This is a genomic window from Alteriqipengyuania sp. (assembly GCF_964222115.1).
Lineage (GTDB): Bacteria > Pseudomonadota > Alphaproteobacteria > Sphingomonadales > Sphingomonadaceae > Alteriqipengyuania.
Genome location: NZ_CAXQBM010000064.1, coordinates 1 through 26,050, shown reverse-complemented (window position 1 = coordinate 26,050; position 26,050 = coordinate 1). Strand labels below are relative to the sequence as shown.

At 63.9% G+C, this 26,050-nt stretch carries 29 protein-coding genes; 13 read left to right on the top strand and 16 right to left on the bottom strand.

Annotation, left to right across the window (positions count from 1 at the left end; genetic code table 11):
• Positions 1 to 39 precede the first annotated feature (39 nt).
• Positions 40 to 837: a transglutaminase family protein gene (locus tag ACEQXE_RS09775; RefSeq protein WP_370178870.1), complete on the top strand. Its 798-nt coding sequence runs from the start codon at positions 40 to 42 to the stop codon at positions 835 to 837.
• 111 nt (positions 838 to 948) lie between these two features.
• Complete coding sequence (locus tag ACEQXE_RS09770; RefSeq protein ID WP_370184407.1) at positions 949 to 1,815, top strand: L,D-transpeptidase family protein; 867 nt, start codon at positions 949 to 951, stop codon at positions 1,813 to 1,815.
• Here the strand turns inward: ACEQXE_RS09770 and tilS are convergent.
• The 5 genes from tilS to ACEQXE_RS09745 form a co-directional block, all read right to left on the bottom strand.
• A complete protein-coding gene (gene tilS / locus ACEQXE_RS09765; RefSeq protein ID WP_370178865.1) occupies positions 1,812 to 2,795 on the bottom strand; it encodes a tRNA lysidine(34) synthetase TilS in 984 nt (327 codons plus the stop codon). The two genes, ACEQXE_RS09770 and tilS, sit on opposite strands and share 4 nt — an antisense overlap.
• A gap of 4 nt (positions 2,796 to 2,799) precedes the next feature.
• Positions 2,800 to 3,744, bottom strand: a complete 945-nt coding sequence (locus ACEQXE_RS09760; RefSeq protein ID WP_370178863.1) for a tetratricopeptide repeat protein — start codon at positions 3,742 to 3,744, stop codon at positions 2,800 to 2,802.
• A 94-nt stretch (positions 3,745 to 3,838) separates the two neighbouring features.
• Positions 3,839 to 4,693 (bottom strand): RodZ domain-containing protein, encoded by an 855-nt coding sequence (locus ACEQXE_RS09755; RefSeq protein WP_370178861.1) that lies wholly within the window; start codon positions 4,691 to 4,693, stop codon positions 3,839 to 3,841.
• A 111-nt stretch (positions 4,694 to 4,804) separates the two neighbouring features.
• Positions 4,805 to 7,078, bottom strand: coding sequence for a phosphoenolpyruvate--protein phosphotransferase (gene ptsP / locus ACEQXE_RS09750; RefSeq protein ID WP_370178859.1), 2,274 nt, complete (start codon positions 7,076 to 7,078; stop codon positions 4,805 to 4,807).
• Positions 7,079 to 7,146: 68 nt separating this feature from the next.
• Positions 7,147 to 7,302 (bottom strand): YdcH family protein, encoded by a 156-nt coding sequence (locus ACEQXE_RS09745; protein WP_370178857.1) that lies wholly within the window; start codon positions 7,300 to 7,302, stop codon positions 7,147 to 7,149.
• A 238-nt stretch (positions 7,303 to 7,540) separates the two neighbouring features.
• Between ACEQXE_RS09745 and ACEQXE_RS09740 the strand changes: the two genes are divergently transcribed.
• Both ACEQXE_RS09740 and ACEQXE_RS09735 read left to right on the top strand, forming a co-directional pair.
• Entirely contained in the window at positions 7,541 to 7,738 is a 198-nt protein-coding gene (locus ACEQXE_RS09740) for a YdcH family protein (RefSeq protein ID WP_370178855.1), read from the top strand.
• Between the two features lie 241 nt (positions 7,739 to 7,979).
• Positions 7,980 to 8,438: a DUF1465 family protein gene (locus ACEQXE_RS09735; protein WP_370178852.1), complete on the top strand. Its 459-nt coding sequence runs from the start codon at positions 7,980 to 7,982 to the stop codon at positions 8,436 to 8,438.
• Between the two features lies 1 nt (position 8,439).
• Here the strand turns inward: ACEQXE_RS09735 and glpK are convergent, their stop codons facing one another.
• Positions 8,440 to 9,906, bottom strand: coding sequence for a glycerol kinase GlpK (glpK, locus tag ACEQXE_RS09730; protein WP_370178850.1), 1,467 nt, complete (start codon positions 9,904 to 9,906; stop codon positions 8,440 to 8,442).
• Between the two features lie 62 nt (positions 9,907 to 9,968).
• Here glpK and ACEQXE_RS09725 point away from each other — a divergent pair, with 62 nt between their 5' ends.
• Together ACEQXE_RS09725 and ACEQXE_RS09720 are read left to right on the top strand one after the other, a co-directional pair.
• Positions 9,969 to 10,841 (top strand): MBL fold metallo-hydrolase, encoded by an 873-nt coding sequence (locus ACEQXE_RS09725; protein WP_370178849.1) that lies wholly within the window; start codon positions 9,969 to 9,971, stop codon positions 10,839 to 10,841.
• Between the two features lie 15 nt (positions 10,842 to 10,856).
• Positions 10,857 to 11,546 carry a DUF4230 domain-containing protein gene (locus ACEQXE_RS09720; RefSeq protein WP_370178847.1) on the top strand — a complete coding sequence of 230 codons (690 nt, stop codon included), beginning with the start codon at positions 10,857 to 10,859 and terminating at the stop codon, positions 11,544 to 11,546.
• Positions 11,547 to 11,563: 17 nt separating this feature from the next.
• Here the strand turns inward: ACEQXE_RS09720 and ACEQXE_RS09715 are convergent, their stop codons facing one another.
• Together ACEQXE_RS09715 and ACEQXE_RS09710 are read right to left on the bottom strand one after the other, a co-directional pair.
• A complete protein-coding gene (locus tag ACEQXE_RS09715) occupies positions 11,564 to 12,070 on the bottom strand; it encodes a YgjV family protein (protein WP_370178845.1) in 507 nt (168 codons plus the stop codon).
• Positions 12,046 to 12,681: a hypothetical protein gene (locus tag ACEQXE_RS09710; protein WP_370178843.1), complete on the bottom strand. Its 636-nt coding sequence runs from the start codon at positions 12,679 to 12,681 to the stop codon at positions 12,046 to 12,048. The genes ACEQXE_RS09715 and ACEQXE_RS09710 overlap by 25 nt, the downstream gene beginning before the upstream one ends.
• A gap of 163 nt (positions 12,682 to 12,844) precedes the next feature.
• On the opposite strand from ACEQXE_RS09710, the gene nadA reads away from it, so the two are divergent.
• Positions 12,845 to 13,834 (top strand): quinolinate synthase NadA, encoded by a 990-nt coding sequence (nadA, locus tag ACEQXE_RS09705; protein ID WP_370178840.1) that lies wholly within the window; start codon positions 12,845 to 12,847, stop codon positions 13,832 to 13,834.
• Between the two features lie 102 nt (positions 13,835 to 13,936).
• Here the strand turns inward: nadA and ACEQXE_RS09700 are convergent, their stop codons facing one another.
• On the bottom strand, positions 13,937 to 14,848 hold the full coding sequence (locus tag ACEQXE_RS09700) for a bacteriorhodopsin (protein WP_370178838.1): 912 nt from the start codon (positions 14,846 to 14,848) through the stop codon (positions 13,937 to 13,939).
• A 176-nt stretch (positions 14,849 to 15,024) separates the two neighbouring features.
• Here ACEQXE_RS09700 and ACEQXE_RS09695 point away from each other — a divergent pair, with 176 nt between their 5' ends.
• The gene (locus ACEQXE_RS09695; protein WP_370178836.1) at positions 15,025 to 16,344 is read left to right on the top strand and encodes a DUF2254 domain-containing protein; all 1,320 of its coding nucleotides are present in this window, start codon (positions 15,025 to 15,027) and stop codon (positions 16,342 to 16,344) included.
• A gap of 3 nt (positions 16,345 to 16,347) precedes the next feature.
• Here the strand turns inward: ACEQXE_RS09695 and ACEQXE_RS09690 are convergent, their stop codons facing one another.
• A complete protein-coding gene (locus tag ACEQXE_RS09690; RefSeq protein ID WP_370178834.1) occupies positions 16,348 to 17,271 on the bottom strand; it encodes a DMT family transporter in 924 nt (307 codons plus the stop codon).
• 60 nt (positions 17,272 to 17,331) lie between these two features.
• Between ACEQXE_RS09690 and ACEQXE_RS09685 the strand changes: the two genes are divergently transcribed.
• Positions 17,332 to 18,438: an alkene reductase gene (locus tag ACEQXE_RS09685; protein ID WP_370178833.1), complete on the top strand. Its 1,107-nt coding sequence runs from the start codon at positions 17,332 to 17,334 to the stop codon at positions 18,436 to 18,438.
• Positions 18,439 to 18,456: 18 nt separating this feature from the next.
• Here the strand turns inward: ACEQXE_RS09685 and ACEQXE_RS09680 are convergent, their stop codons facing one another.
• Positions 18,457 to 18,690 (bottom strand): hypothetical protein, encoded by a 234-nt coding sequence (locus tag ACEQXE_RS09680; RefSeq protein ID WP_370178831.1) that lies wholly within the window; start codon positions 18,688 to 18,690, stop codon positions 18,457 to 18,459.
• A complete protein-coding gene (lipB, locus tag ACEQXE_RS09675; RefSeq protein ID WP_370178829.1) occupies positions 18,687 to 19,346 on the bottom strand; it encodes a lipoyl(octanoyl) transferase LipB in 660 nt (219 codons plus the stop codon). The genes ACEQXE_RS09680 and lipB overlap by 4 nt, the downstream gene beginning before the upstream one ends.
• Positions 19,347 to 19,406: 60 nt before the next feature.
• Between lipB and ACEQXE_RS09670 the strand changes: the two genes are divergently transcribed.
• Together ACEQXE_RS09670 and ACEQXE_RS09665 are read left to right on the top strand one after the other, a co-directional pair.
• On the top strand, positions 19,407 to 20,231 hold the full coding sequence (locus tag ACEQXE_RS09670; protein WP_370178827.1) for a hypothetical protein: 825 nt from the start codon (positions 19,407 to 19,409) through the stop codon (positions 20,229 to 20,231).
• Positions 20,232 to 20,293: 62 nt separating this feature from the next.
• Positions 20,294 to 21,691 (top strand): MFS transporter, encoded by a 1,398-nt coding sequence (locus tag ACEQXE_RS09665; RefSeq protein ID WP_370178825.1) that lies wholly within the window; start codon positions 20,294 to 20,296, stop codon positions 21,689 to 21,691.
• A gap of 119 nt (positions 21,692 to 21,810) precedes the next feature.
• Here ACEQXE_RS09665 and ACEQXE_RS09660 read toward each other — a convergent pair whose 3' ends face one another.
• Genes ACEQXE_RS09660 through ACEQXE_RS09645 form a run of 4 tightly spaced genes read right to left on the bottom strand, consistent with a single transcriptional unit; the run spans position 21,811 to position 23,731 of the window.
• The gene (locus ACEQXE_RS09660; protein WP_370178823.1) at positions 21,811 to 22,155 is read right to left on the bottom strand and encodes an arsenate reductase family protein; all 345 of its coding nucleotides are present in this window, start codon (positions 22,153 to 22,155) and stop codon (positions 21,811 to 21,813) included.
• Positions 22,156 to 22,175: 20 nt separating this feature from the next.
• On the bottom strand, positions 22,176 to 22,727 hold the full coding sequence (locus ACEQXE_RS09655) for a (2Fe-2S)-binding protein (RefSeq protein WP_370178822.1): 552 nt from the start codon (positions 22,725 to 22,727) through the stop codon (positions 22,176 to 22,178).
• A gap of 12 nt (positions 22,728 to 22,739) precedes the next feature.
• Positions 22,740 to 22,970 carry a hypothetical protein gene (locus ACEQXE_RS09650; RefSeq protein WP_370178821.1) on the bottom strand — a complete coding sequence of 77 codons (231 nt, stop codon included), beginning with the start codon at positions 22,968 to 22,970 and terminating at the stop codon, positions 22,740 to 22,742.
• Complete coding sequence (locus tag ACEQXE_RS09645) at positions 22,967 to 23,731, bottom strand: class II aldolase/adducin family protein (protein ID WP_370178820.1); 765 nt, start codon at positions 23,729 to 23,731, stop codon at positions 22,967 to 22,969. Before ACEQXE_RS09645 ends, ACEQXE_RS09650 begins: the two co-directional genes overlap by 4 nt.
• 116 nt (positions 23,732 to 23,847) lie before the next feature.
• Between ACEQXE_RS09645 and ACEQXE_RS09640 the strand changes: the two genes are divergently transcribed.
• Both ACEQXE_RS09640 and ACEQXE_RS09635 read left to right on the top strand, forming a co-directional pair.
• Entirely contained in the window at positions 23,848 to 25,236 is a 1,389-nt protein-coding gene (locus ACEQXE_RS09640; RefSeq protein ID WP_370178818.1) for an MATE family efflux transporter, read from the top strand.
• An 86-nt stretch (positions 25,237 to 25,322) separates the two neighbouring features.
• Entirely contained in the window at positions 25,323 to 25,898 is a 576-nt protein-coding gene (locus ACEQXE_RS09635; protein ID WP_370182722.1) for a TIGR04282 family arsenosugar biosynthesis glycosyltransferase, read from the top strand.
• The last annotated feature ends 152 nt before the right edge of the window (positions 25,899 to 26,050 follow it).

Genomic DNA, 26,050 nt, shown 5'->3' with positions numbered 1-26,050 from the left:
GCCTTCGGGCACCGATCGCATGCCCTGCGTTGATCAGTCATGACAATCAGCATCCAGACCAGCTTTGCCTTCGAGTGCGATCGCCCGACCGATTGCATGCTTCAGTTCGAGGCCGCGAATATCCCCGAACAGCAGATCCTCGACTGCCACAGCGATCTGACAGACGCCGCGCATTGCGCACGCATTCCGGCGCAGGAAGAAATCGGGGAACGCATCCTCGTCCGCGCGCAGGGTCGCTTCGAGGTGCAGCACAGCGCGCGCGTGCAGGTAGAGCGCCAACTGGCCAAACTCGGCACGCTTGAGCATTTGCAGCCGCACGAATTGCCAGCCGCGCCGGTCAAATACCTGTTCGATTCCCGGTACTGTCTGGCCGACAAGTTCCAGAGCATCGTCGAAAGCGAATTTGCTGGCACATCCGGGGGAGCGCGGATCGCAGCCATCCATGACTGGATTGCGCACAAGTTCACCTATGCTCCGGGCGCATCCACGCCGGAGACGACAGCGTTGGACAGCTTTGTCGAGCGGCGCGGCATCTGTCGGGACTTTGCGCATATTCTGATCACGATGGCGCGAGCGAGCGCGATCCCGGCGCGATATGTCGCATGTTTCGCGCCGGACGTGACCCCGCAGGATTTCCACGCGGTCGCGGAAGTGTTCCTCAACGATCCGGCAACGCCCGGCGGCGGCACGTGGCAACTGGTCGATGCCACCGGCATGGCCACGCCCGACGAGATCGTGAAGATCGGGGTCGGACGAGACGCCGCCGATGTCAGTTTCCTGACCAGTTTCGGCATGGTGAAATTGTGTGAGAAGACCGTGCAGGTCACCCGCGACTAGCCCGCAGTGGGCGCATTCCGCCTCGCGTTAACCTTTGCCCGCTATGACGTCTCCTGCAGAGACGCAGCCTTTCGACTCGCTGTGATTCTGCGCGCGCGCGAGGCAAACGGCATGACTATGACCAAGGCACTCATCTGGATCGGCGGAGCAACGCTCGCCACCGTGCTGCTGTTCGGCGGCGCGTCGATTGGCGCGCGCATGCTCTATGGCAACAACAGCCCGGCTACCGAGGAAGTGGCGATCGCACCCGATATCGAGGACGCGATCCCGATCGACCCGGCGAAATTCGTCGAGGGCACGCCTGCGCCAGAAGACGCCGACGCCGGCGATGCGGAAGGCGGGGATGGCGCTGCGACGACCGACGAAATCGTCAATGCCGATGCCGAGGAAAGCGCGTCTCAGGGCGAAAGCGCTGCGCAAACCGCCACCACGCGCCGATCCGGCGCAAGCCGCGATGGCGAAACAGTCTACGATGCACGCAACCGCTCGGCCTCGCGCTCTGCACCGGGCCGCGCCGAGCCCATGGTGGTCAAGCGCGTGCTGCCGATCACCGGCCCCATCCGCTATGGCGAATGGCACTGGGACACCGACGGCGTGCCGCCCGGCAAGATCGTGATGACGGTCGACCTGGACGCACGGGTGATCTCGGTCTTCCGCGGCGGGTACGAGATCGGTGCAGCGGCTGTGCTGCTCGGCACGCAAGAGCACCCTACCCCGCTCGGCACCTTCCCGATCCGTTACAAGATGCGCCACAACGTGTCGGAGAAGTACAACAACGCACCGATGCCCTATTCGATGTTCCTCACCGCAGACGGCATCGCGCTGCACGGCTCGCAGGTCGAAAACGGCTATGCCAGCCATGGCTGCATCGGCATGCCGAACGAATTTGCCGCAAAGGTGTTCGCGGTCGCGTCGAAGGGAGACAAGGTCCTCATCACGCGCGGCGAAACACTCCAGATGGGGTCGCCGATCCTCTAGGCTTTTCTCGCGGGCTCTGCTTCGAACCGCATGACATCCCTGCTGAGCCTGTCGGACACTCGGTACATCATCCTGCGCCCCAACACCCCGCCGAGAGAGGCGTTTTCCTTGGCGCGCAAGCGATCAATCATGCGCGCAACTTCGGACTTGCGGATATCGCGAGCGCCAAGCCGTTCGAGGATATGCGTCACCGCACCGATCTCGGTCAGCCGCGCGTGCCCCCATTGGAAGTAACAGCCGCCATCTTCCCAGGTGCAGCAGTCTTGCACGACGTCCCGCACCGCCCGCCCGACGACCTCCTCCGCCTCGGCCAGATAGCGGGCCGACCGGGCCATCGCCGCAGGATCGAGCCATTCGGCATCTGCGATAGCCTTGCGCATCCGCGCGCGTTCGTAAGTGTCGTCGGTGTTCGAAGGATCATGGACCGGCACGATCCCCGCATCGGCAACGATCTGCGCGAGTTCCGCGCGTCGCCAGCCGAGCAACGGCCGGAGCAAAAGCATCTCCGCGGCCGCCCCCTCGGGAAAGAATATCGACCAGGGTCGAACTCCGGCAAGCCCCGCCAGTCCGCTCCCCCGGTTGAGCCGCATCAGCAGCGTTTCGGCTTGGTCGTCGGCGTGATGCGCAGTCGCGAAGGCCAGCACGCACTTATGGACGAAGTACGTGCCAAGCGCCTCGTATCGCGCCGCCCGCGCCTGCGCCTGCGTGTTGCCAGGCTCGACGGTTACCGGAAGGATGGCATGCGGCACGCCGATTTTGCTGCAGACCTCTGCAACGAACTGCGCTTCGCCTGCACTCTCGGGCCGCAAACCGTGATCGACGGTGGCGGCGTGAATCTGGCCCGGCATCGCGGCATGGGCCAGCAACAACAGCGCGAGGCTATCTGGGCCGCCGGAGACGGCTATGCCGAGCGGCGGCCCATAATCAGGATCGAGTGAGCAATCGGCGCGGACGCGCGCAATCAGCGCCTCCTCGATCATGCGATCAGTTGCACTTCACCTTGCGGCGATTGCTCTCGTACTGGTCGCTCAGTCGGCCCGAAGCGATGGCCGGGTAGGTTTCGCTGAACTCTGCCAGCGCGATGCAGGCCCGGTCCGTGTCCTGCAGCTGGATCATCGCTTCGGCCAGGAACAGCAGGCTGTCGGGCGCGCGTGCAGCGTCGTTATCTGCCTGATAGTTCTGCAGGAACCACGGCGCGGCCTCGCGCGCCTGCCCATTATCGAGGAAGGCACGGCCCAGCAGGTTGCGGCCATAGGTTGTGCGCCAGTGATCGGGATACTTTTCTACGAACGCGGCGAGCGCCTGCTGCGCCTCGGGATAGAACTTCGCCTCCCACAGGCGGAAGCCGTAGGAATAATCGTCGTCACCCGCATCGTCGGTCTGCGGTTTGGCGATTGCCCGCACAGCGGCCAGGCGTTCGGCACTCGGGGCCGCGCTCGGGGTGGGTGCGGGCGTGGGTGCCGGGGTTGCCGGGCGCGGTGTCGGAGTCGGAGTCGCCGTGCTGCCCGCATTGGGCAGGATCGAAGTCGTCCCGTTCGACGCAGTGCGAGTTGTGCTGGTTCCTTCCAGCACAGCCAGCCGTTGTTCCATCCCGCGCTGCGTGTTGTTGGCCATTTCGACCTGGCTCGTCAGGGCCTGGATCGAGGATTCCAGCGCGTCCAGCCGGGCGAGGATATCGGTGACAGCCGTGGTCTGCGGCGAGGCACTGGAGCTGCCATTCGCGGGCGCAGAAATATCGGGCTCGAAATAGCGGCCGTCACCGCCCGGAAAGACCCGCCGCTGCAAGGCGCGGATTTCGGCTTCCAGCTTGCGGATGCGTGCATCGGCGTTGTCCTGAGCAAAGGCAGGCGCACCGGACGTCGCCAGCATTGCAGCCAGCGCCGCGATCATGACCGCGCGGGGTTTCGCGGGGGAATTAGGCAAAGTCATCGTCTCCCTCGTATTCAAACTCATGCTGCGACGCTGACATGGTGGCGACGAACCGTGGCTGAACCATAGCCACTGCCACCATCGCGACGCACATCTACTGGGCCGTACCCGGATTATCGCCAGTCGGGACGACCTCGTCCGCCGGGCCACCGCCACGTGCCAGCAACGCATCTGCGCTGACCGAAACGTCGCTGATGACCGTATCATCCTCTGCCAGGCGCGGTACGCTCTGGCCCCCGACCGTAATCGTGAAGGCGTCCGGGCGCCCCGTACGCACCTGCGGATCGCGCGCCGTGGCGGGGATCGTGTAGGATTCGCCCCGCTCCATCAGCGCTTCGAGCAGAACGTTCGATTCGTCTCCGTCGTAGAATCTCACCCACATTCCGTCTTCGGTCGAGGTGAAGACGACCGGGCGGCCCTCTGCGTCTTCCTGGCCTACGATCTGACCTCCGATAGCAGGCTCGTCCTGAGCAAGCAGATCCTGCTCGTCCTGAGCGGCCAGCAGCGTGTCGGAACCAGAGCCAGCGTCGAAAAACACACGCGAGAATGCGAACAGACCGGCCAGCAGGATCAAAACCGCGACAATCGAACCGAACACGAGGCCGCGCGATGGCAAGCGGGTCGGATCTTCCGTCTGCATAGTCCCGTCGCGCAGGCGTTCGGACGGGTCCTCGATGCCCAGCTGCTCGCGCACCTCGTTGACGATTTCCTCGTCATTGAGGCCAACGGCCTTGGCATAGCTGCGCGAGAATCCGATGGCATAGGTACGCCCGGGCAGCACCGCGAAATCGCCATCCTCGATCGTTTCGAGGTGGCGTTTGGGAATGCGCGTAGCCGCGCACACATCGTCGACCGACATCCCTTTTGCCTCGCGCGCGGCACGCAGCCGCTCGCCCGGGGCCGTCGGTTCGGAACTGTCAATTTCAAATCCGGCTTCGTCGTCAGCCATTACCCATCCTTAGCGCCCCCGCTGCAGGTTTTGCCGGTCTAGCGGCCTTCGCCCGCGAAGCCAACGCCCGCAATGGCTCAATTCGCGCCTTTTTTCGCACGTGCAGCAGGTTTAATCGACGTCGATGCCGCGTTCCTGCGCCCACGCCGCGATTGCAGCGCGTGTGTCAGCGGGCGGCTGCGCGACCAGTCGGTTCATCAGCGCGCCGACCTCCGCCAGGTCGATCTGGCGGATCAGTTCCTTGATTGGGCCGACCGAAACCGGCGTGATCGACAGGCGGCGGTATCCAAGCCCCAGCAGGGCGAGCGCTTCCAGCCGCCGCCCGCCCATCTCGCCGCACAGGCCCAGCCGGACCTGGTGCCCGGTGGTCGCGTCCACGATTCGTTTCAGGAACCGGAGGATCGACGGGCTCAGCCAGTCGTAACGCGCCGCAAGCTTGGGATTGGCACGATCTGCGGCCAACAGGAACTGCGTAAGGTCATTGGTGCCGACCGACAGGAAGGTGACCTTGGGCACCAGCAGATCGAGCACCTCGACCAGCGATGGCACCTCGATCATCGCGCCATATTCGATCGCTTCGGGCAGCATGATCCGTTTGTGCGATCGCAGGAATTCCTGCTGCTGCTCGAACACGGCCCGCGCGGCATCGAATTCCCAAGGCTCGGACACCATCGGGAACATCACGCGCAAGGTGCGCCCTCCGGCAGCTTCGATCAGGGCGCGTGCCTGCGCCTTGAACAGGCCTTCGCGCTCCAGCGCCAGTCGCAGGGCGCGCCAGCCCATCGCAGGGTTCTCGTCCTGAAGGCTGGTTTCGTTGGAAAGGTAAGGCACCGCCTTGTCCCCACCAATATCGACCGTGCGGAAAACGACCGGCTTGTCGCCCGCCGCCTCGAGCACGTCGCGATAGAACCGCGTCTGCTTTTCGCGTTGCGGCAGCGTGGCGGAAACGAGGAACTGGAACTCGGTACGGAACAGCCCGATCCCGTCCGCGCCGACTAGCGACAAGGTGGTCAGATCGTCCCGCAGGCCCGCATTCATCATCACCTGGATGCGCGTACCGCAGCGGGTAAACGGCTCGACATCGCGCAGTTCGGCGTAAGCCGCGCGCCGCTCTTTCGATTTCGCGAAGCGTGCTTCGAAAGCGTCGACGACGGAGGGCTGCGCCCGTACATGGGCGAGCCCCGCATCGGCATCGAGCAGCAGGTGATCGCCCTCGCCCACGACACCGCGCAAACCGCGCACGCGCCCGAGCACGGGAATGCCCATCGCGCGCGCCACGATCACGACGTGCGACGTGAGCGAGCCTTCCTCCAGCACGACGCCCTTCAGCCGCCGCCGGTCGTATTCGAGCAGCTCGGCCGGGCCGAGATTGCGCGCAATCAGGATCGCGTCGTCCTTAAGGCCCGTCTGCGCCGCAGTGCCGCTTTGCCCGGAAACGATCCGCAACAGGCGGTTTGCAAGGTCTTCCAGATCGTGCATCCGGTCGGCCAGCAGAGGATCGTCGATCTCCCGCATCCGCATGCGGGTGCGCTGCTGAACGCGCTCGATCGCGGCTTCTGCGGTCAGGCCGGCGTCGATCGCCTCGTTGATCCGACGGCTCCAGCCTTCGTCGTAGGCGAAGGCCTTGTAGGCTTTCAGGACCTCGTCGGTTTCCCCGCCAGCACCGAATTCGGCCTGCTGCGCCATCTGGTCGATCTGTTCGCGCATCCGTTCGAACGCGCGATAGACGCGCTGGCGTTCGAACTCGGTATCTTCGGCCACCACCTTGTCGATGGTGATGCGCGGCTGGTGGTAGACCGCTGTACCGCTGGAGAGCCCGGCAACCAGCGTGAGGCCGGTCAGCTGTGCGGGACCGGACCGTTCGGGCGCAGCCTCGTCGGCAGAACTCTCGTCGATCAGCCCGGCGTTCACGATCAACTCGCTCAGCACCATGGCGGTGGTCTGCAGCGCTTCGATCTCGACATCCTCGTAGCGGCGCGGATCGACATGCTGGACATTGAGCGCACCCACCGGGCGCTCGCGATAGACAATCGGCACCCCGGCAAAGCTGGAGAACTTCTCTTCCCCCGTTTCGGGGCGATACTGGAAGTCCGGGTGCGCCTTGGCCTGCGCGAGATTGAGCGTTTCGCCATTGGCGACCAACGTGCCGGTCAGCCCCTCGCCCACCGCCATGCGGGTGACGTGCACGGCGGACTGGTTGAGCCCGCGCGTGGCGGACAGCTCCAGCATCCCGCCCCGCAGCAGGTAGATCGAGCAGACTTCGCTATCCAGCGCCTCCCCCACGACCTGCACCGTGCGGTCGAGCTTGTCCTGCGCCGAAAGGCGCGTCGCCATCAGCTCATGAAGGCCTGTCAGGATTTGCCGCGCCGCTGCTGTCGCACTCATGCAAGTGCGACTAGCTTATTGCGCGGCGCAGGGGAAATGCCTTTGCGTCCTGGAGGTGTCTGGCAAGGTCAGCCGCTCGCCAGTTCCTCTTTCAGACGAAGCTTCTGCTTCTTGAGGCTACGGACGGTCGCATCATCGGGCGCAGGCTTGCGCATTTCCTCGGCAATCGCCGCGTCTAGCGTGGCATGCTTGGTTTTGAGGGCGGTGATGTGCGAAGCGTTCATATGCCTCTTCTCCTTCTTTTCGAAGCCGCTCGCCCCCTAGAATTAGGGGTGCGAGCCTCGCGGAAAGTCGATCAGGGCTTTAGCCGTGGGGCATCGGCCTGTCGGCCACCGCAAGAGAGATAAAACCACAGAATCGCATTCCTGCGAAGGGGTGTTATGAGGCGATGCGATTAACGCGGCGTATCCTGCGCCGGACCGAGAATCGGATGGCTTTCGTCGTGCACAAGGAACGGGTCAGGTGACCGAAGCGGAATTGCGCAAGCGCCTGGAACAGTTGCGGATCGAGCATCGCGATCTCGACGCCGCGATTGCTGCCCTGTCCGCGATGGACTCACCCGACCAGCTACAGATTGCCCGGCTCAAGAAGCGCAAGCTGCAACTGCGCGACCGGATTGCCGTGATCGAGGACGAGCTGATTCCCGATATCATTGCGTAGCCTTTGGTTCGGCGGCAGCCGTCCGCCCACCTCCCCACCCGGCCACCATATCGTGGGTGTACCCTTGGTGGCCGGGTGGGGAGGTGGGAGGCCGATGGCCCACACTCAAAATACGGGCGCCCGACAGGCGACAGGTGCGACTGCCACCTATGCACATTCCCGATCGCGCCGCCCCTTCCCGGGACACTTCGCGCAAGCGGCTTATCGCAATGAAGCGAATGGCTTAGGCATCACAGTCGCTATGAGGGGCACGACCGACATTACGGCGTTCATCGTCGAGGAATTGTACTGTGAAGCCAATGTTTTGGCCGATGAGGTGCGGGCAGCGTTCGCTCCGGCGGTGAGCGATCTGATGCCGGTCGACCTGCCGCTTCGGCGTGCGCTCGAGTGCGAGGGGTTGAAGACGACCACGCGAATCATGCACGTGCTTGCGTGGCTGCTCAATCACCGCGCTTACCTTGCCGGGCAATTGAGCGAACAGCAGTGGGAAAGGCATACGCATTTGCCGCCCGACCGTGCCCCGGCAGCGGAAATGATGGACCTGCTCGACCTGCCGACCCAGGCGCTGGTCGCAGAGACCCAGCGCCTGCATGCGCGCGTTGCCCGGATCGACCGCGAATACCGCGCGCGACGCGCCGCAGCCTCGCGCACAATCGGCTCGCTCCACCAGCGGCTCGACCGGATTTACGCGCAAGGGTAGTTCAGGCGGCTGCCAGAGCCTTGGCCCAGCGCGCCAGACGTTCGGACCGCACGGCCTCGTCCATCTGCGGCTCGAACCGGTCCACCTCGCCGCGCATGGCCTCGCTCGCCGACTTGAGATCGTCGAACCAGCCGATGCCGGTCGCCGCAGCGACCGCTGCCCCAAGCGCGGTGGTTTCGACGAATTGCGGCCGTTCGACGGGGAGGTTCAGGATGTCGGCAATGTCCTGAGCCAGCCAGTCGTTCGCGCTCATCCCGCCATCGATCCTCAGGCACTCCCACTTCGCGCCATCATTGGCGTAGGCTGTCGCCAGGTCATGCGTCTGGTACGCCATTGATTCGAGGGCAGCGCGCACGATCTGGGCCTTGCCGCTGGCGAAGCTGAGCCCGGTGATGACGCCACGCGCCTCCGCCCGCCAGTGCGGAGCGCCCAGCCCCGCCAGTGCTGGCACGATCACCACCTCGCCAGAGGTCTCAATCGACCGGGCAAGCGCTTCGGTTTCAGCCGCATCAGTGATGAGACCCAGCGAATCGCGCAACCACTGGATCAGGCTGCCTGCGACGAAAACAGACCCTTCAATGGCATAGGTGCGCTTGCCTTCGACCTGGGTGAGGACGGTGGAGAGAAGGCGATGCTCCGAATGCGGGATGTCCGAGCCATGGTTGGCAAGGATGAAGGCGCCGGTCCCGTATGTCGCCTTGGTTTCGCCCTCGCTGAGGCACCCCTGCCCGATGGTCGCCGCCTGTTGGTCACCCACCAGCCCGCAAATCGGGATCGCGCGCCCGAGCAGGTCCGGCGCCGTCTCGGCCAGCATCCCGTGCGTATCGACCACGCGTGGCAGAGCCTCGAACGGAACGCCGAACAGGTCGCACAAATCTGTGCTGAACCCCGCCCCACCCAGCGGGAGCAGCAGCGTGCGGCTGGCATTGCTCGCATCGCTGATATGATCGCCGCCCGAAAGCTTGGCGACCAGCCAGCTCTCGATCGTTCCGAACGCCAGCCGTCCGGTGTACGCCGCATCGCGGACTTCGGGCACATGGTCGAGCAACCACCGCATTTTGGTGGCGGAGAAATAGGGATCGAGCAGCAGGCCCGTCTGCCGGTGGACATCCGCTTCGTGCCCGGCATCGCGCAATTGGGTACAGGCCTGCGCGGTACGTCGATCCTGCCACACTATCGCACGCGCCAACGGCTCCAGCGTCTCACGATCCCACGCGACCACTGTTTCGCGCTGGTTGGTAATCCCGATAGCGGCAACCCGGTCCGCTCCATGATCGCCCAGCACCTTTCGCACGCAATCGAGCGTCGCCTGCCAGATTTCCTGTGCGTCGTGCTCCACCCAGCCGGGATGCGGGAAATGCTGCGTAATCTCCGCCTGCGCGGTAGCCGCGACCGCTCCGTCGCGCCCGAACAGCATGGCACGGGTCGATGTCGTTCCCGCATCGATAACCAGGATTTGGTCGCTCAAAGCCGCCCTCTCTCGTTCTGTCCGACGTGACATGCGCCAGTGGCAGCCCCATATGCAAGGCGATGGTCGATATTCCGCCCCGCCCGTGGCCCACAGGCACGCCCGAACACGCCGAGCCGCTGGTGACGCGCGTGCTCGCACCCAACCCTTCGCCCTACACCTATACCGGCACCCAGACCTATCTGGTCGGGAATGGCGCGGATCGTGCGGTGATCGATCCGGGGCCGGACGAGGCACAGCACCTCGACGCGATCATGGCCGCAGCCGGGGAAGCGCGGATCAGCACCATCCTGTGTACCCACACGCACCGCGACCATTCGCCCGGTGCCGGGCCGCTCGCCGAACGGACCGGCGCCCCGGTGATGGGCTGCGCCAAGCTGGTGATCGCGGACAATGGCCCACGCGCAGACGAAGCTTTCGACACGACTTACGAGCCAGAGCGCGTGCTGGAGGATGGCGAGGCGGTATCGGGCGACGGCTGGACGCTGCGCGCGGTCCATACGCCGGGTCATACCTCCAACCATCTGTGCTTCGCGTTGGAAGAAAGCGGTGCGCTGTTCACAGGCGATCACGTGATGGGCTGGTCGACCAGCGTGATCGTGCCGCCCGATGGCAACATGGCCGATTATCTGGACAGCTTGCAGAAGCTGTATGATCGCGAGGACAGCGTCTATTATCCCGCGCACGGAGCACCGGTCACCAAACCCCGGCAACTGGTCCGGTCGATGATCGGCCACCGCCGCCAGCGCGAGCGGCAGATCCTCAAGATCCTCCGCGAAAGCCCGAAGAGTCTGCCCCAGTTCATCCCCATCATGTACAAGGGGCTGGACCCGCGGCTCGAAAAAGCGGCGCAGTTATCGGTCCACGCGCACCTGATCGATCTGGAACACCGTTCGCTGGTGACGCGTTCAGGGGATAGATGGGCCGCCCTGTAATGGAGACGAACCGAAATGACTGACGACGTCCAGCGCAAGCCGAGACCGCAATTCCTGCCGTGGTTTTTGGTCATCCTGCTGATCGCCGCAATCGCATGGATCGGCTGGCGGACATACGGCCCGAACCGTATGGGCGACCCGATCGGGACCACTCTGGTCTCGTTCGAGAAGCAGAACCGGCTGGTCGTATTCACCGCCGAATTCGCGCCGGTGGTGGCGAGCAAGGACAGCCGCTTTTTCGGCGCGCTGAAAAGCCGCCAGGTCGCGGTCATCCCTGCCCGGGTCGACTATTCGGTCGACCTGTCGAAGATGGATCGCTCACGCCTGTCGTGGAATGCCGAAACGCAAACCATGGGCGTGCGCCTCCCCGCGCTCGAACTGAGCAAGCCCAACCTCGACGAGGCCCGCGCCAGGTACATGCGCGAAGGCATCTGGATCACGCGCGATGCGGAGGACGATCTCAGCCGCAACAACACGCAAATTGCCGAGCGGGAGGCGCTGGAAAGCGCGCGCGGGCCTGCCCTGATGGAGCTTGCCCGCAATTCCGCCCGCTCGGCCGTGCAGCAGAATATTGCCGTACCGCTGGCCGCTGCGGGCTATCGCGGCATCACGGTCGACGTCAGCTTCGACGGCGATTCAGGCGGCGCGCTGGAGGGCAGGCAGCCCGCAACCGCAATCGAGAAATCGAAGACCGGCACCATCTAGGGCGATCCCGGGCAGCTTCAGCGGGTCCGGAGGATCATCGCCATCCGCACGAGGCAGAACAGCGCATAGGCCGCCGAGAAGATCACCTGGCTGATCGAGCCCTGCGTCCAGCCATACAGGCCCCAAAGCACGGTGCTCGCCCCTGCGACCAGCAGCGTTGTCAGGTGGGTCTGCGCGAACCGCGATGCCATGAAAATCAGCGTACCGCCGAGGCCCAAGAGGTCGTCCGGGCCGCTCCATGCCAGTGCGGTGGCTATTGTGGCGCCGGCTCCCACCAGCACGAGGGGTGCCTTCCTCTCCGGCCAGCGCAGCGCCACCGCATCGGCGGCGAGGTAAGACAGGCTCAGCAAGGCGCCCGACAGCGCATCCAGCAGGACATAATGTGCTGCGATCGGCACCATCGCCGCGGCATGCGACCAGAGGTATCGACTTCTATCACGGGCCAGCGGCGACAGCGCAAAAACGAGGTAGCCGAGAAATCCTATGATATTGGCGAGGACTATGGTGTCCGTGGTGACTTGCAATCGGCGTCCTCAAGCAGGTTCTGGATATAGGCGGTCGCCGGCACCCAGCTCGGTATCTCGGACGGGTCCCCGGTTTCGCAAATTCGCGTGCGCAGCTCGTGCAGGAAGTCGTCGTAATATTTGAACGAATTGCAGAACAGTTCGGCGAACAGCTTCTTGTCTATCAGGTGCGTGATGATCATGCGATGGGCGCGTACCCAAAAATACATGAACGATGTCAGCGCCTCGTGTTCGGTAAAATTCTCGGTCGAACTCTCGACGAAGAAATGCTGCTCCATCGCCGATAGACTGCGATGTTTTTCAGGGATCAGCGCGTGCCAGGCTTCGACCGGGTCTTCGACCTTTCCCTGCCACCCCACAAGGATTGCCTCGATATATTCCTCGCGTGCCGGTCCCTCCAGCGCGGCCAGCTTGCGATGGATACAGAATACGGGGTGCACGACCCGCCGGTAATGGTCTGCGTTGTAGAAATCGTCATACAGATCGCTGGTCCGCGTCCGGCGTGTCCGCACGATCTGGATGCGCGCCATGACGATCGTGAAGAAGGCCATCCCGAGGCCAACGATGATTTCGAGATCGAACTGCCTGAGAACCGCGAATAGATTATCCAAAACTCATCCCCCCTTCTCGCGACTATGACGGAGGCGCAGGACGCGTTTCAACCCTTGTGCCGGCAATATGGAACGCCGTGCATCGGATGTTGCACGGAACACACTCGCCCGCCCGGCCATTCGGTCTATAAGCGCGCCAACAAGAACAATCGGGGCACCCGAAATGACCGACCAGACACGCCCGCCGACCGGCGAAGACCTGCTCGCCGAGATCGATCGCCTGCGCAAGGAGCGCAACGCGGTGATCCTGGCGCATTACTACCAGAAGCCGGAAATCCAGGACCTTGCCGATTTCGTAGGCGATTCCCTGCAACTCTCGCAGATGGCGGCGGAAACCGATGCCGACGTGATCGCCTTCTGCGGCGTGAAGTTCATGGCCGACACCGCGAAGATCCTCAGCCCCGAAAAAATCGTGGTGCTGCCCGATATGGACGCGGGCTGTTCGCTGGAAGACAGCTGCCCGCCTGAAAAGTTCAAGGCATTTCGCGAGGCGCACCCCGATCACATCGCACTGACCTACATCAACTGCTCGACCGAGGTGAAAGCGCTATCGGACGTGATCGTGACCAGTTCCAGCGCGGAAACGATCCTGCAGCAAATCCCGAAGGACCAGCCGATAATCTTCGGGCCCGACCGGCATCTGGGCGGCTATCTCAGCCGCAAGTTCGACCGCGAGATGCTGCTTTGGCCGGGCGTGTGCATCGTGCACGAGGCCTTCAGCGAAACCGAGCTGCTCAAGCTGAAAGCCCAGCACCCCGGCGCGCCGATTGCAGCGCACCCCGAATGCCCGCCCGCGATCATCGATCATGCCGACTATGTCGGATCGACCAGCGGCATCCTGCAATTCGCCGAAACCTTCGAAGGCGACAAGCTGATCGTCGCGACAGAGCCGCACATCATCCACCAGATGGAAAAGGCGCTGCCGGACAAGACCTTCATCGGTGCGCCGGGCGCGGACGGCAATTGCAACTGCAATATCTGCCCTTACATGGCGCTCAACACGCTGGAGAAGCTCTACACCGCGCTGCGCGATCTGGAGCCGCGGATCGAGATCGAGGAAGGCCTGCGCATCCAGGCCAAGCAGAGCCTCGACAAAATGCTGGAAATGGCCAGCGGCACGATTGGGCAAGGCGATCTCAGCAAGATCGACTGACCTGATCGCCGACGAAAACGAAAAAAGGCCGGGGCGAACCACCACCCCGGCCTTCTTCATGGAATCGTCAGGGAGACGATCCGATATTTGTTCTCTTATGACCTACGGCGCGCGACGCAAGCCCGGCCCGCCGGTGTTGGGCTTTTCGGGCGCAGGCGCCATAGCATCGGCCGCCGGCATATAGCCTTCGAATGCGCTACGACGAAGCACGAAGCGAGCAAGGATCAGGCCGAACACAAGCTTGGTCATGATGTCTGCCAAGGCGTAGATGCCCTGGCGTGCCACGACGATCTCGGCAGTCGTGCCCAACTGCGGCAGCGCATAGGCGAGCGGATACAGCCCCCAGGTCGCGAGAAAAAACCACCACAGGTTGTTGGGCCACGGCTTCAGGATGTCGGGCGTATTGTTCATCCCGGCGATCAGCGTCTGGCGCACTTCCAGGATCAGCCATAGGAAGAAAATCGACGAGATCACGCCCCACAGGTTGAGGTGCGAGAAATCGCCCACAGCGCCGAACTGGCCGTAAAGACCGGTCCAGATCATCAGCACGCCGGGAACCGCCATCCGCCACGAGCGACGCTGTACGTCGGACTGGCGCAGGCCCATCGCGATGGCCAGCTGGGTCAGCAGGATCGGCACCGTGATCGTCCAGTTGCCGAAGCGATAGGCGTTGCTGAAAATCTCGCTTTCAACCTGTGGGCGGTAAACGCCATCCACGAAGGCGTAGCTGCGTTCCCACAGCGAAAATTCCTGCAGCAGGCTCAGTCCGGCGCTGGCCATCACAACGGCCGAGAGGATCGGCACCAGCCGGTAACGCGGCGCGAGACTCTGGGCGCTCATCAGGAAAAACAGGATGAAGGCAAAGAAGGCACCATAGCTGACCATCAGGATCAACGCGCCGAGCTGGTACTGCTGGCTCGTCAGCGTGACGAGGTTTTCGATACTCGTGATCGCAGTATCGGCCTGCGCAATGGGGGCATCGATAACCGTATTGTCGGTAATGGGGGCAGCCATGAACGTCCTTTCAGAGGCGGAAAACGACCGGTCTCCACCACGCGCATGGCTATTCGCAGGAACCGCAGGCATGTGCAATTGCGGTAAGGATAATGTGCGCATCTGCGTTTCGTCGCGAGACAAAGCGAGGCGCAGAACCTAATGCGGGCACCGAAACACGGGGGCACCGTTCGACGATGATGGCAAAGCTGCGCAAATACTGGAGCGACATCAACGCGAGCTACTGGTTCTTCCCCGCCCTGTTCGCGATTCTCGCGCTTCTGCTTGCCACCACAACCATAGAGATGGACCGCCGCGGACTGACCGACTGGGTTGGCAATCTGAACTGGCTCGAACCGGCACGGCCAGAGGGGGCCAGCAACATGCTGTCCGTCATAGCCGGGTCGATGATCGGCGTCGCATCGACGGTCTTCTCCATCACGATCGCAGCCGTCGCCTACGCAAGCGGCAACTATGGGCCCCGGCTGCTGACAAACTTCATGGAAGATCGCGGCAATCAGGTGAGCCTGGCGACGTTCATCGGCACCTTCGTCTATGCGATCACTGTGCTGCGCTCCGTTCGTATGCCGGAAGAAGCCGGAATGCTGGTGGAGAGCGGAGGCATGCAGGGTTTCGTACCGCAGCTATCGCTGATGATCGCCTATGTGCTGATGGCCATATCGGTTATGGTGCTGGTCTATTTCCTGAACCACGTCCCCTCCTCGATCCGCATCAACGCCGTGCTCGAAGGGATCGGGCGAAGACTGCTCAGGGCGATCAGGCAGAATTTCGAAGCGCCCATGAAGGAACGGGTGGAACGCGACGAACCGGAAGGCCAGCCCGTGCTTGCAGCCGGTTCGGGATACATCCAGGTGATCGACTGGCAGCAATTGCTGAAGGTCACCCGCGCGAGCGGTGCCGAACTGCAAATGGCGGTACGGACCGGCGATTTCGTCCACCCTTCGGTCCCGATCGGATACTGGTCCGGAAAACCGCATGATGGTTGCGACGATGACGTGCGCGATTGCCTCGCGCTGGGTGAAGCGCGCACTCCCACGCAGGACCTGCATTTCATGATCGACGAACTGGTCGAGATCGGACTGCGCGCACTGTCACCGGGCATAAATGATCCATTCACTGCTATTTCGGCGCTGCACTGGATCGGAGCTGCAACCGCCGAACTGGGGCAACGCACGCTGACCTCTCCGGTCGAGACCGAAGACGATGACGACTGCCCGCTTCGTCCGCTCGCAGACGATTTCAAGCATTATGTCACACGCGGCTTCGGATCGATCCGCTCCGCCGTTGCGACCAGCCCGGCAGCGGCGACGGTCATGTTCGAAACGCTGGAAGGGGCGGCGACAACCATCGAAGACCCTGAGCGGCAGAAGGTGATACGCGACCAAGCCGACCAGTTGATGCGACAGGCCGGTATCAATCTGGCCGGGCCCGATCTCGACCAGGTGGAAGCACGTTTCGCCCTCTTCCAGCGCCGGATGCGCACCCACCCCGGATGACGATCATCGCGCCGGCGCCCGCGCCCTCGCAACGGCTAGTGCGGCGCCCACCATTGCCATCCCGGCAAGATCGAGCGGCCCCAGCGCCTCGCCAAAAACCAGCCAGCCATACAGCGCGGCTACGGCAGGCTGGGTTAGAAGCGCGAGGCCGATAATCATCGGCGGGAAAGCCCGTAGCGCGAACACCAGCAGGCCCTGCCCCACGACCTGGCTCAGCAGTGCGAGCACCACCAGAGGCGTCCAGTCGGTCGGCCATACCGGCTCCCCCCTCCCTAGCGCCACCAGCAACAGCGCTGGCGCAGCCACCAGGCACACTCTTGCCAGCAGGCTCCAGCTCCCCAGCGCCCTGCGCGCATCCTGCAGGCACAAGAGGTAGACGGCATAGAGCAGCCCCGCCGCGATGCAGAACAGGTCGCCGATCAGCGTGCTTGCGCTGATGTCCGCGCTCCGACCGAGGAGGATCGCCGATCCGCCCAAGGCGAGGACGATCGCGATCCACTCGCTGCGGGCGGGCATGGTCCGGGCGACGGCCAAACCCCAGAACAGCAGGACGATGCTGCCCGCATTGCCGAACAGCGTCGAATTGCCGAGCCGGGTCAGCTCGATCCCCACATGCCAGCTGGCAAGATCGAATGCGAAAGCCATGGCCCCCAGAGCCACGAGCCAGGCGACACGGCGTGGTACGCCGAACACCGGCTCTCCGGCACGCTTGGCAATCAGCCAGATCAGCGGCAATGCCAGCGCCAACCGCCAGAACCCGGCTGCAACCGGGCCACTATCCGCCAGCCGCACCGACCACGGCCCCAGCGCGAGTGCGATATTGCCTGCGATCAGCGCAGCCCAGTGCCACGTCGTGGGGTGCTGGGCCGCAGGATTGCTTTGCCCCTGTGTAGGCGATCTTTCGTGCGCGTCGGTTGCTGTGGTCATCGCCTGCCCCTACCTGCGCTTTTCAAATTCGGGTCAACCAAAATCGGGAGACGCACCCAAATGCACGAAGCCCTGTTCCAGCCCCTGCGCCTCGGCGCGATCACCGCGCCCAACCGGATCCTGATGGCTCCGCTGACACGCGGGCGGGCAACCCCGCCGAATTTCGTGCCCAATGAGATGATGGAGACCTACTACCGCCAGCGTGCCAGCGCAGGGCTGATCATCAGCGAGGCGACCGGGATCAGCGTGGAAGGGCTCGGCTGGCCCAATGCGCCGGGTATCTGGAGCGAAGAGCAGACCGAAGCGTGGAAGCCGATCACTAATGGTGTGCACGAGGAAGGCGGGCGGATCGTCCTGCAGATGTGGCACATGGGGCGCATCGTGCACCCCGATTTCCTCGGCGGCGAACCGCCCGTCTCGGCCAGCGCCACGACCGCGCCCGGCCATGCGCACACGCCGACCGGCCGGAAGGACTACGAGCAAGCGCGCGCGCTGGGCGTCGATGAGATCAAGCGCGTGGTCGAAGACTATCGCAAGGCTGCCGAGAACGCGAAGGAAGCGGGCTTCGATGGCGTGCAACTGCATGGCGCGAATGGCTACCTCATCGACCAGTTTCTGCGCCGCAGCACCAACCTGCGCGAGGATGAATATGGCGGATCGGCGCAAAACCGCGCTCGCCTGCTGGGCGAAGTCCTCGATGCGCTGATCGACGTCTGGGGTGCGGACCGCGTGGGACTGCGCCTGTCACCCAATGGCGAGACCCAGGGCGCGGACGATCCCGATCCGGCAGAGACCTTTGGTGCGGCGACGCAGGTCGCACAGGATCGCGGCATCGCCTTCCTCGAATTGCGGCAGCCCGGCCCCGAGGGTACCTTTGGTAGCACCGAGGTCCCCCAGCAGGACGCTCATATCCGCAGCATCTACAAAGGGCCGCTAATCCTCAACAGCGACTACGGCCCGCAGGATGCGGCGCAGGATGTCGAGAGCGGGCGTGCCGACGCAATCAGCTTCGGGCGGCCCTTCATCTCCAACCCGGACCTGCCCGCGCGCATCGCCAAGGGGGCCGCACTGGCGGAAAACGTCAATGTTCCCCAGAGCTGGTACCTGCCGGGCCCGGCAGGCTATATCGACTATCCGAAGCTGGAAGAGGAAGCAGCAACCGCATGATGCCGCAGCGGGGCGATGCTATTCGGCGTCGTCCCCGCTTGCATCATCGCTGCCCGATTTGCCGTTCCCGCCGCGACGTGGGGACTGCGATTTGACCTCGGCGGTCGGCAGCATTGCATCGCTGATCGTGCCGCCGCGCACTTCGCCCTGCGGGCCCGCAGCCTCATCGGTGTCGCTTGTTGCCCGTTTCTCGTCTCCGCAGGCGACAAGAACCAGGGCAAGGGCAGGCAGGGCATGAGCAAGGCGGGTCATCGGGCGTCCTGTATCTGAAGCGCATCGAGAAAGGCCGGGGCGCTGGCGCGCAATGCCTCATCCCACGCCTCCGGCGCAAGATCGATCCCCAGGTCGGCGAGGCTAGTGACACCGAATTCATCGATCCCGCACGGAACGATGCCAGTGAAGTGGGAGAGATCGGGCGCGAGATTCACCGCAAAACCGTGCATCGTCACCCAACGGCGCACGCGTACGCCGATCGCACCGATCTTCGCCTCGCGCCCGTCCGGTTCATTGGTCCAGATGCCGACCCGTTCGGGCACGGTCCAGCATTCGACCCCATACCCAGCCAGCGCGTCCACCACCCAGCCCTCCAGCGCATGGACGAACCGCCGCACGTCCTTGCCGCGCTCTCGCAGGTTGATCAGCACGTAGGTCACTCGCTGGCCGGGCCCGTGATAGGTGTAGCGCCCTCCCCGCCCGGCTTCGATCACCTCAAACCGCGGATCGAGCAGTTCGCCAGCAGCCGCACTTGTACCCGCCGTGTAGACCGGCGGGTGCTCCAGCTGCCAGATCAGTTCGCGCGCATCGCCCGCCTGGATCGCAACATTGCGCGCCTCCATCGCCGCCAATGCCTCGCGATAGGGCACCGGCTGTGCGGCGACGCGCCATTCGATCTGTTCAATTCCGGGCATTTTCGTTTGCGTGGCGCAAGGCAGAGCGCTTATCAAGTGGCCAAGTTTGAGGGGATCACAATGAAGCTCGATATGAATCGCGCATGGACCGAAGCGCTCAGCCTGATCCAAGGCAATTTCGGTGTGGTTGCGGCCGTGGCAGGTGTGTTCTTCTTTCTGCCCTATCTTGCCTTCGCGTTGCTGATGCCCGAGGCAAACAACTTCGCGATAGACAGCAATTCAGAAGATCCCAGCGCCGCGTTCGATCAGATCATGGCGTTCTACGGAGAAATCTGGTGGATCATGCTGCTTCTGATGGTGGCACAAACAGTCGGCACGTTGGCCCTGCTGGCGCTGCTGCGTGCGGACAACCGCCCGACTGTTGGACAGGCCATTGCGGTGGGAGCGATCGGCTTCCTCACCTCGATCGCTGCGACACTCCTCTTCTATATCGGCTTCGGCATCATCGGCGGCATCGTGATGGGAATTGCCATCGCGACCGAGATAACCGCGCTGGCGGTGATCCTGAGCATCTTGCTGTTCGTCGTGTTCGTTTACGTAGCTGTGAAGATTTCGCTTATTGCGCCAGTTATCGCGATCGAAAAAGTCTATAATCCGTTCACCGCCCTGCTACGATCCTGGCGGCTGACCAAGGGCAATTCGGTTCGGCTTTTCGCATTCTACCTGCTGCTTTTCATCGCCCTGATCGTGGTCAGCGGAGTGATCAACTTGATCGTGATGTTGGTCTTCGGCCTGATGGGGCAGGAAATCATGATGGTCGGCACCGGTCTCGTCAATTCGGCCGTCAATGCAGTCGTTATCGTCCTGATGCTGGGCATTCTCGCCGCCGTTCACCGGCAACTCGCAGGGCCGGACACCGACGCGGTGAGCGAAACCTTCGAGTAACGCCCGGGACAATACCGGGACCGATTGCCAGTCATCGCCGCGCGGCCTAGCGTCGCGGGGCGATGGCGGATGCTCCCGAACCCGTAACCCGGTCCATTCCCGAAGGCGCCCATTCGGGCATTTCGCGAGAGCGGCTCGCGCTGCTGTTCACCGTCATGCTGGTGACCGCGGCGGGCAACACCGCGATGCAATCGGTGATGCCCTCCATCGGAACCGCAATGGGCGTGGCCGATGTCTGGATCAGCCTGGCCTACAGCTGGTCCGCACTGCTGTGGGTGCTGTTCGCTCCGTTCTGGGCCCGGCGATCCGACCGGCGGGGGCGCAAATCCATGATGGCGCTGGGCCTGTTCGGCTTCGCGCTCTCGATGTGCCTGTGCGGCATTGTCTTGTGGATCGGTCTTGCCGGGCTCATCCCCGCATTGGCCACGCTGCTGCTCTTCGCCCTGTGCCGTTCGCTGTTCGGGCTGCTGGGATCCGCCGCGCCCCCCGCCGTGCAGGCCTATGTCGCAAGCCGCACCCCGCGCGAGAAGCGGACCGAGGCGCTTTCGCTGATCTCGTCGAGCTTCGGGCTCGGCACGGTGATCGGCCCTGCCCTCGCCCCGCTGCTGATCTTCCCGGTCGCCGGGCTGACGGGTCCATTCTTTGCCTTTGCGGCAATCAGTATCGCTGCGCTGATCGCATTGCGGCTGAGACTGCCGAACGATGAGCCGCGCTTCGAGGCGCGTGGTCTCGCCTTCGATGCGCCATATGGCGGCAGCGGTGCCGGGCGCCATGCCAGCGATGAAGAGGACGAGGACGCGGACGATGCTCCCCCACCGAGAATGGGCCAGCAGCTGACCGCCGAAGCATCGCTCGCGCCCGACCTCAAGTGGACCGATCCTCGCATTCGCCCGTGGCTGCTTTCCGGCCTTCTGGGAGGCCATGCACAGGCGATGATGCTAGGTATTGCAGGCTTCCTGGTGCTCGACAGGCTGGGCTTGCGCGATGACCCGACCGCCGGTGCAGGCCCGGTCAGCATCGTGCTGATGATGGGCGCAGTGGCGACCCTGCTGGCACAATGGGGCCTCATCCCGGTGATGCACCTTGGCCCGCGCATATCGACGCTATCCGGGATGGTGTTGGGCGTGGTGGGCGCAGTCGTGTTCGGCACCGCGACCGAATTGCACGGCATCGCACTGGGCTTTGCGATTGCCTCGCTGGGTTTCGGCCTGTTTCGCCCCGGTTTCACTGCCGGAGCGTCCCTGTCGGTCAGTCGACCAGAGCAGGGGCAGGTGTCCGGCAAGGTCGCAAGCATCAACGGCGCGAGCTACGTCTACGCGCCGGCTCTCGGCGTATGGCTATACGGCCATAGCGACTGGCTGGGCTTTGCCGCGATCATCGGCTTTTGCATTGCGGTGATGGTAATCGGGTGGACGCGGCTCGATAGCGATACAGTGCTGATGGCGCGGGCCGAGGATTAAGCGGCAAGCTTGCGGGCTCCCCTTCTCCTCCCCCTAGAGGGGGAGGCTGGGTGGGGGTGTACCGAGGTCGCTGGGGCCGAGCCCCCACCCCCAACCCCTCCCCCAAGGGAGGGGAGCATCTAAAGTATTTCCAGAACCTTGTCCTGCGGGCGGCACAGGCGCACGCCTTTTTCTGTCTCGACCAGCGGGCGCTCGATCAGGATCGGATCCGCCACCATCGCGTCGAGGATCGTGTCGGCATCCGCGTCCGGCAGGCCGCGATCTTCGGCATCGGTGCCGCGCAGGCGCAGGCCCTCGGCGGGCGCGATCCCGGCAGACCCGTATAGCTCCGCCAGCTTCTCGCGGGTCGGAGGGTCTTTGAGATATTCGACCACGGTCAGATCGACACTGCTGAGGTTTTCCAGAATGGCGAGCGTCTTGCGCGACGTTCCGCATTTCGGGTTGTGCCAGATGGTGGCTTTCATCGTCGTTTGGCTCCAGTTTTCTATTCGGTCCGGGCCGCTTCAGGCCGCAGCGCCGGTACATCGCGTGCCGCCTCTTCCGGCGAGACAGAAGGCGGTGGAGCGGCTTCGATGGCTGCTGCTCCGCTTGCCGATTCGGCCGCGCGGGTGATCGCGCGCGTCAGCCGCGGATAGACCCCGCAGCGACAGATATTGGGGATCGCCTCGTTCATATCTTCGCGCGAAGGGGCCGGATTGCTTTCCAGCAAGGCCGCCGCGGCGATGGCTATTCCGGGCGTGCAGAAGCCGCACTGGATCGCCTGTTCCGCCACCAGCGCCTGCTGTACGGGATGCGATCGGTCGCGCGAGAGCCCTTCGATCGTCGTGATGAGCCGTCCTTCGGCTTCGGCAATGGTGACGAGGCAGGAACGCAGCGCGACCCCATCGACCAGCACCATGCACGCGCCGCAATCGCCGGTGCCGCACCCGTATTTCGTGCCCGTCAGGTTGCTCGCATCGCGAAGGGCCCACAGCAGCGGGGTCTCCGGATCGAGCAGGTATTGGACCGGGCGGTTGTTCACCGTCATTCTCGTCACAGGCGCAACACCCTAATCCGCATAGAATTCGACGAAATGGCACCGCTCGCACCGGAAGGCGCGCAGCGGCTTGAGCGCCTTCTTGTTGTACTTCACGTTGCCGGTCCAACCAGTAGTAGGCGCCCCTTCGTGCCAGCGCGCTGGCTTGTACTCCCCATATCCCATGTCGAGCACGAAACCTTCGGCACTACGCCCGCCGCACTTGCCGCAATGGCGCGCCTCGGCAGGGGTTTGTTCGGTCACTGTTGCCAGCTGTCGTCGATCCGCGTGGCCTTGCGCTTCCACGCTTCGAAATCGAACAGGCCAGCCCCGCCCTGGCTGGTCATCTGCGTGAGGTCGCGCTGGTGAACGGCCAGCACATCGTCATCCACCAGCGTCGGCTCGCCCATGCTCAGCGTCGCAACCTGGATTTCGCACGCGCGCTGCAGCGCCCACATCTGCACGAACATTTCGGGGATCGTCCGCCCCATCACGACGGGTCCATGATTGCGCAGCAACAGGATCGATTTGTCGCCGAGATTTTCGACCAGCCGGTCGCCTTCCTCGGCCCGCACCGTCACGCCCTCGAAATCGTGGTAGCCGACCTGGTTGATGAAGTTGCAGGCGTAGAAATTGGTGGGGAGCAGGCCGTCCTTATGGCTGCACACCGCCATCGTCTCGGTCGTGTGGACATGGCAGATCGCGTTTGCCCGGCCACCCAGATGCTTGTGGAAATGGGCGTGCTGCGTGAAGCCCGCCTTGTTCACCATGTAGGGCGAACCGCCGATGTTATTGCCTTCGACATCGATCTTGACGAGGTTGGATGCGGTCACCTCCTCGTAAAGCAGGCCGAAGGGGTTGATCAGGAAAGCGCCCTCTTCCCCCGGCACCGCCAGCGAAATGTGGTTGTAGATCGACTCCGACCAGCCGAGCAGGTCGAAGATGCGGTAGCAGGCAGCAAGGTCGAGCCGCGCCTGCCATTCTTCCTTCGAACATTCGTAATCGAGCTTCGCCTGCGTCGCCATCCCGGCCTCTCCTTGATTTCAATTTGCCACCGAAGATAGAACATCGGGGGGCTGGCACACAAGCATGCCGATTTGGCGCTTTAGCTTGTGCCGGGTTCGGTCTACCGCCCCGCGCAATGAGCCAACACGCCAAGCTGACGCGCGGGAGCATTCCGGGCCATCTCGTAAAGCAGACCCTCCCGATGATCGTCGGCGTGGCCGCGATCATGTCTATCAGCCTGATCGATGCCTTTTTCATCGGCCAGCTGGGGCCGGACCCGCTGGCCGCGATCAGCTTCATCTTCCCGATCACCGTCGCGCTGACCAGCCTGGGCGTGGGCGTGATGGTGGGCATCAACTCGGTCGTCGCGCGGTCATTAGGCGCAGGCGACCATGACCAGGCAGGACGGCGGGCCAACCTGGGTGTCGTGTTCGCAGCTGTCGTCGGAGTGACCCTCGGTGTGGCGCTCTGGCTGCTCCAGGAACCGCTGTTCCGCCTGATGAATGCACCCGAGCACCTCCTGCCGCTGATCCGCGACTACATGGAGCCATTCGCCCTCGCCTTTCCGCTCCTCCTCATCCTCATGGGCTTTAACGGCGTGCTCCGCGGCCAGGGCGAAGCGAACATGAGCAGCTTCATCAACATCGTCTACGCGGCAGTGAACTGGGTGCTCGACCCGATCCTGATCATCGGGGCGTTCGGGTTCGAAGGCATGGGTATCGCGGGCGCGGCATGGGCGACGCTGGCCGGGTGGGCGATTGCCGTGATGCTGGCTGTGGTGCTGGTCGGGCGAACCCACCTGCCGTTCCGCCCGACGCTGATCCGCGAATGCGACAACCCGCGCGAACCGGTGATGGCGATTGTCCGGGTTGCAGGCCCCGCTTCGTTCTCCAACGCGATCAACCCTATCGGGCTCTCCGTCCTGACAGCGTTGATTGCACTGGAGGGGCAGGCCGCAGTTGCCGCCTTCGGTGCCGCCGGCCGGCTCCAGAGCTTTGCGGTGGTGCCGCTGCTCGCGCTGTCCGGCTCGATCGGGGCCATCGTCGGCCAGAACTGGGGCGCCAACCAGCCGGATCGGGCGCGCAAGGCGGCGCAGGGCGCAGGGCTGTTCTGCATCGTCTACGGGCTGGTCGTTGCAGTCGCGCTGGTCGCGGCGGCGCAGTGGTTCGCGGGCTTCTTCACCGACGAGCCACGCATCGTGCGCCAGTTCGCGCGCTATCTGGAGATCGCTGCATGGGGCTATGCCGGATTCGGCCTGCTGATCGTGGGCAACGGCATCCTCAACGCGGTCGACAAGGCGAGCCTTGCTCTCGCACAAAGCTGCGCGCGCGTATTCCTTGTCATGCTGCCCTTCGGCTGGCTGCTGCGACCCTTGTGGAACTCCGATGCGATCTACGCCGCAGAACTCGCCGCGAACGTGATCGGCGGGCTGGTAGCAGTGCTTATCGTGCGCAAGGTGCTGGGCGGGCGACCCAAACATTCCGCAAAGCCGGAAGCATCCGCGGGCGAGACGAGCGTAAGTTGACCTGACCATCGAGCGCACCCGATGCCAGGCTCTCGTGGGCCATGCTCGTGTAGGAAAACCCGCAGGGTAGCGCTATGCTGGCAATAATGAGCCCCGAAATCGCCATTTTCGTCCGCTGGCCCGAACCCGGCAAGGCCAAGACGCGGTTGATCCCGGCGCTGGGGGCCGAAGGTGCAGCCGCCCTCTACCGCAAGTTGCTGGAAATGACGGTGCGTGAGGCGCGGATAAGCGGCCTCCCCTTCCACCTGCGGGTCACCGGAGCGGAGCCCGCCCGGTTTCGCGAATGGCTGGGGGCAGACATCGACGTGCGCGATCAGGGCGGTGGCGACTTGGGTGAGAAACTAGCCCGCGTGCCAACTCCGGGCATTATGATCGGCAGCGACTGCCCCGGCTTGACCGCCCAGCTGCTGCGCGACGCGAGCAACGCGCTTTCCACCCATGCAGCAGTGATCGGCCCGGCGGATGACGGAGGCTACTGGCTGCTCGGCCTGGCCGAGCCTATGCCCGATCTGTTCACCGAGATGGCGTGGAGCACGCCCGCAGTGTTCCCCGAAACCCTACGCCGTTTGAAGGCCTTGGGGGTCGAACCTCATATCCTGCCAGAGCTGACCGATATCGACACGGGCGACGATCTGGCAGCGTGGCCAGAGCTGATCCCGTGAAGGGCGCGGGTGTCGCCATCGTGGTGCCGGTGCTGAACGAAGCTGCGGCCCTGCCCGCACTCGCGGCGAATTTCGCCACGCTCGATCCCCCGCCGGCGGAGATCATCGCGGTCGATGGCGGGAGCGAGGACGAGACGATCGTATTGGCCGAG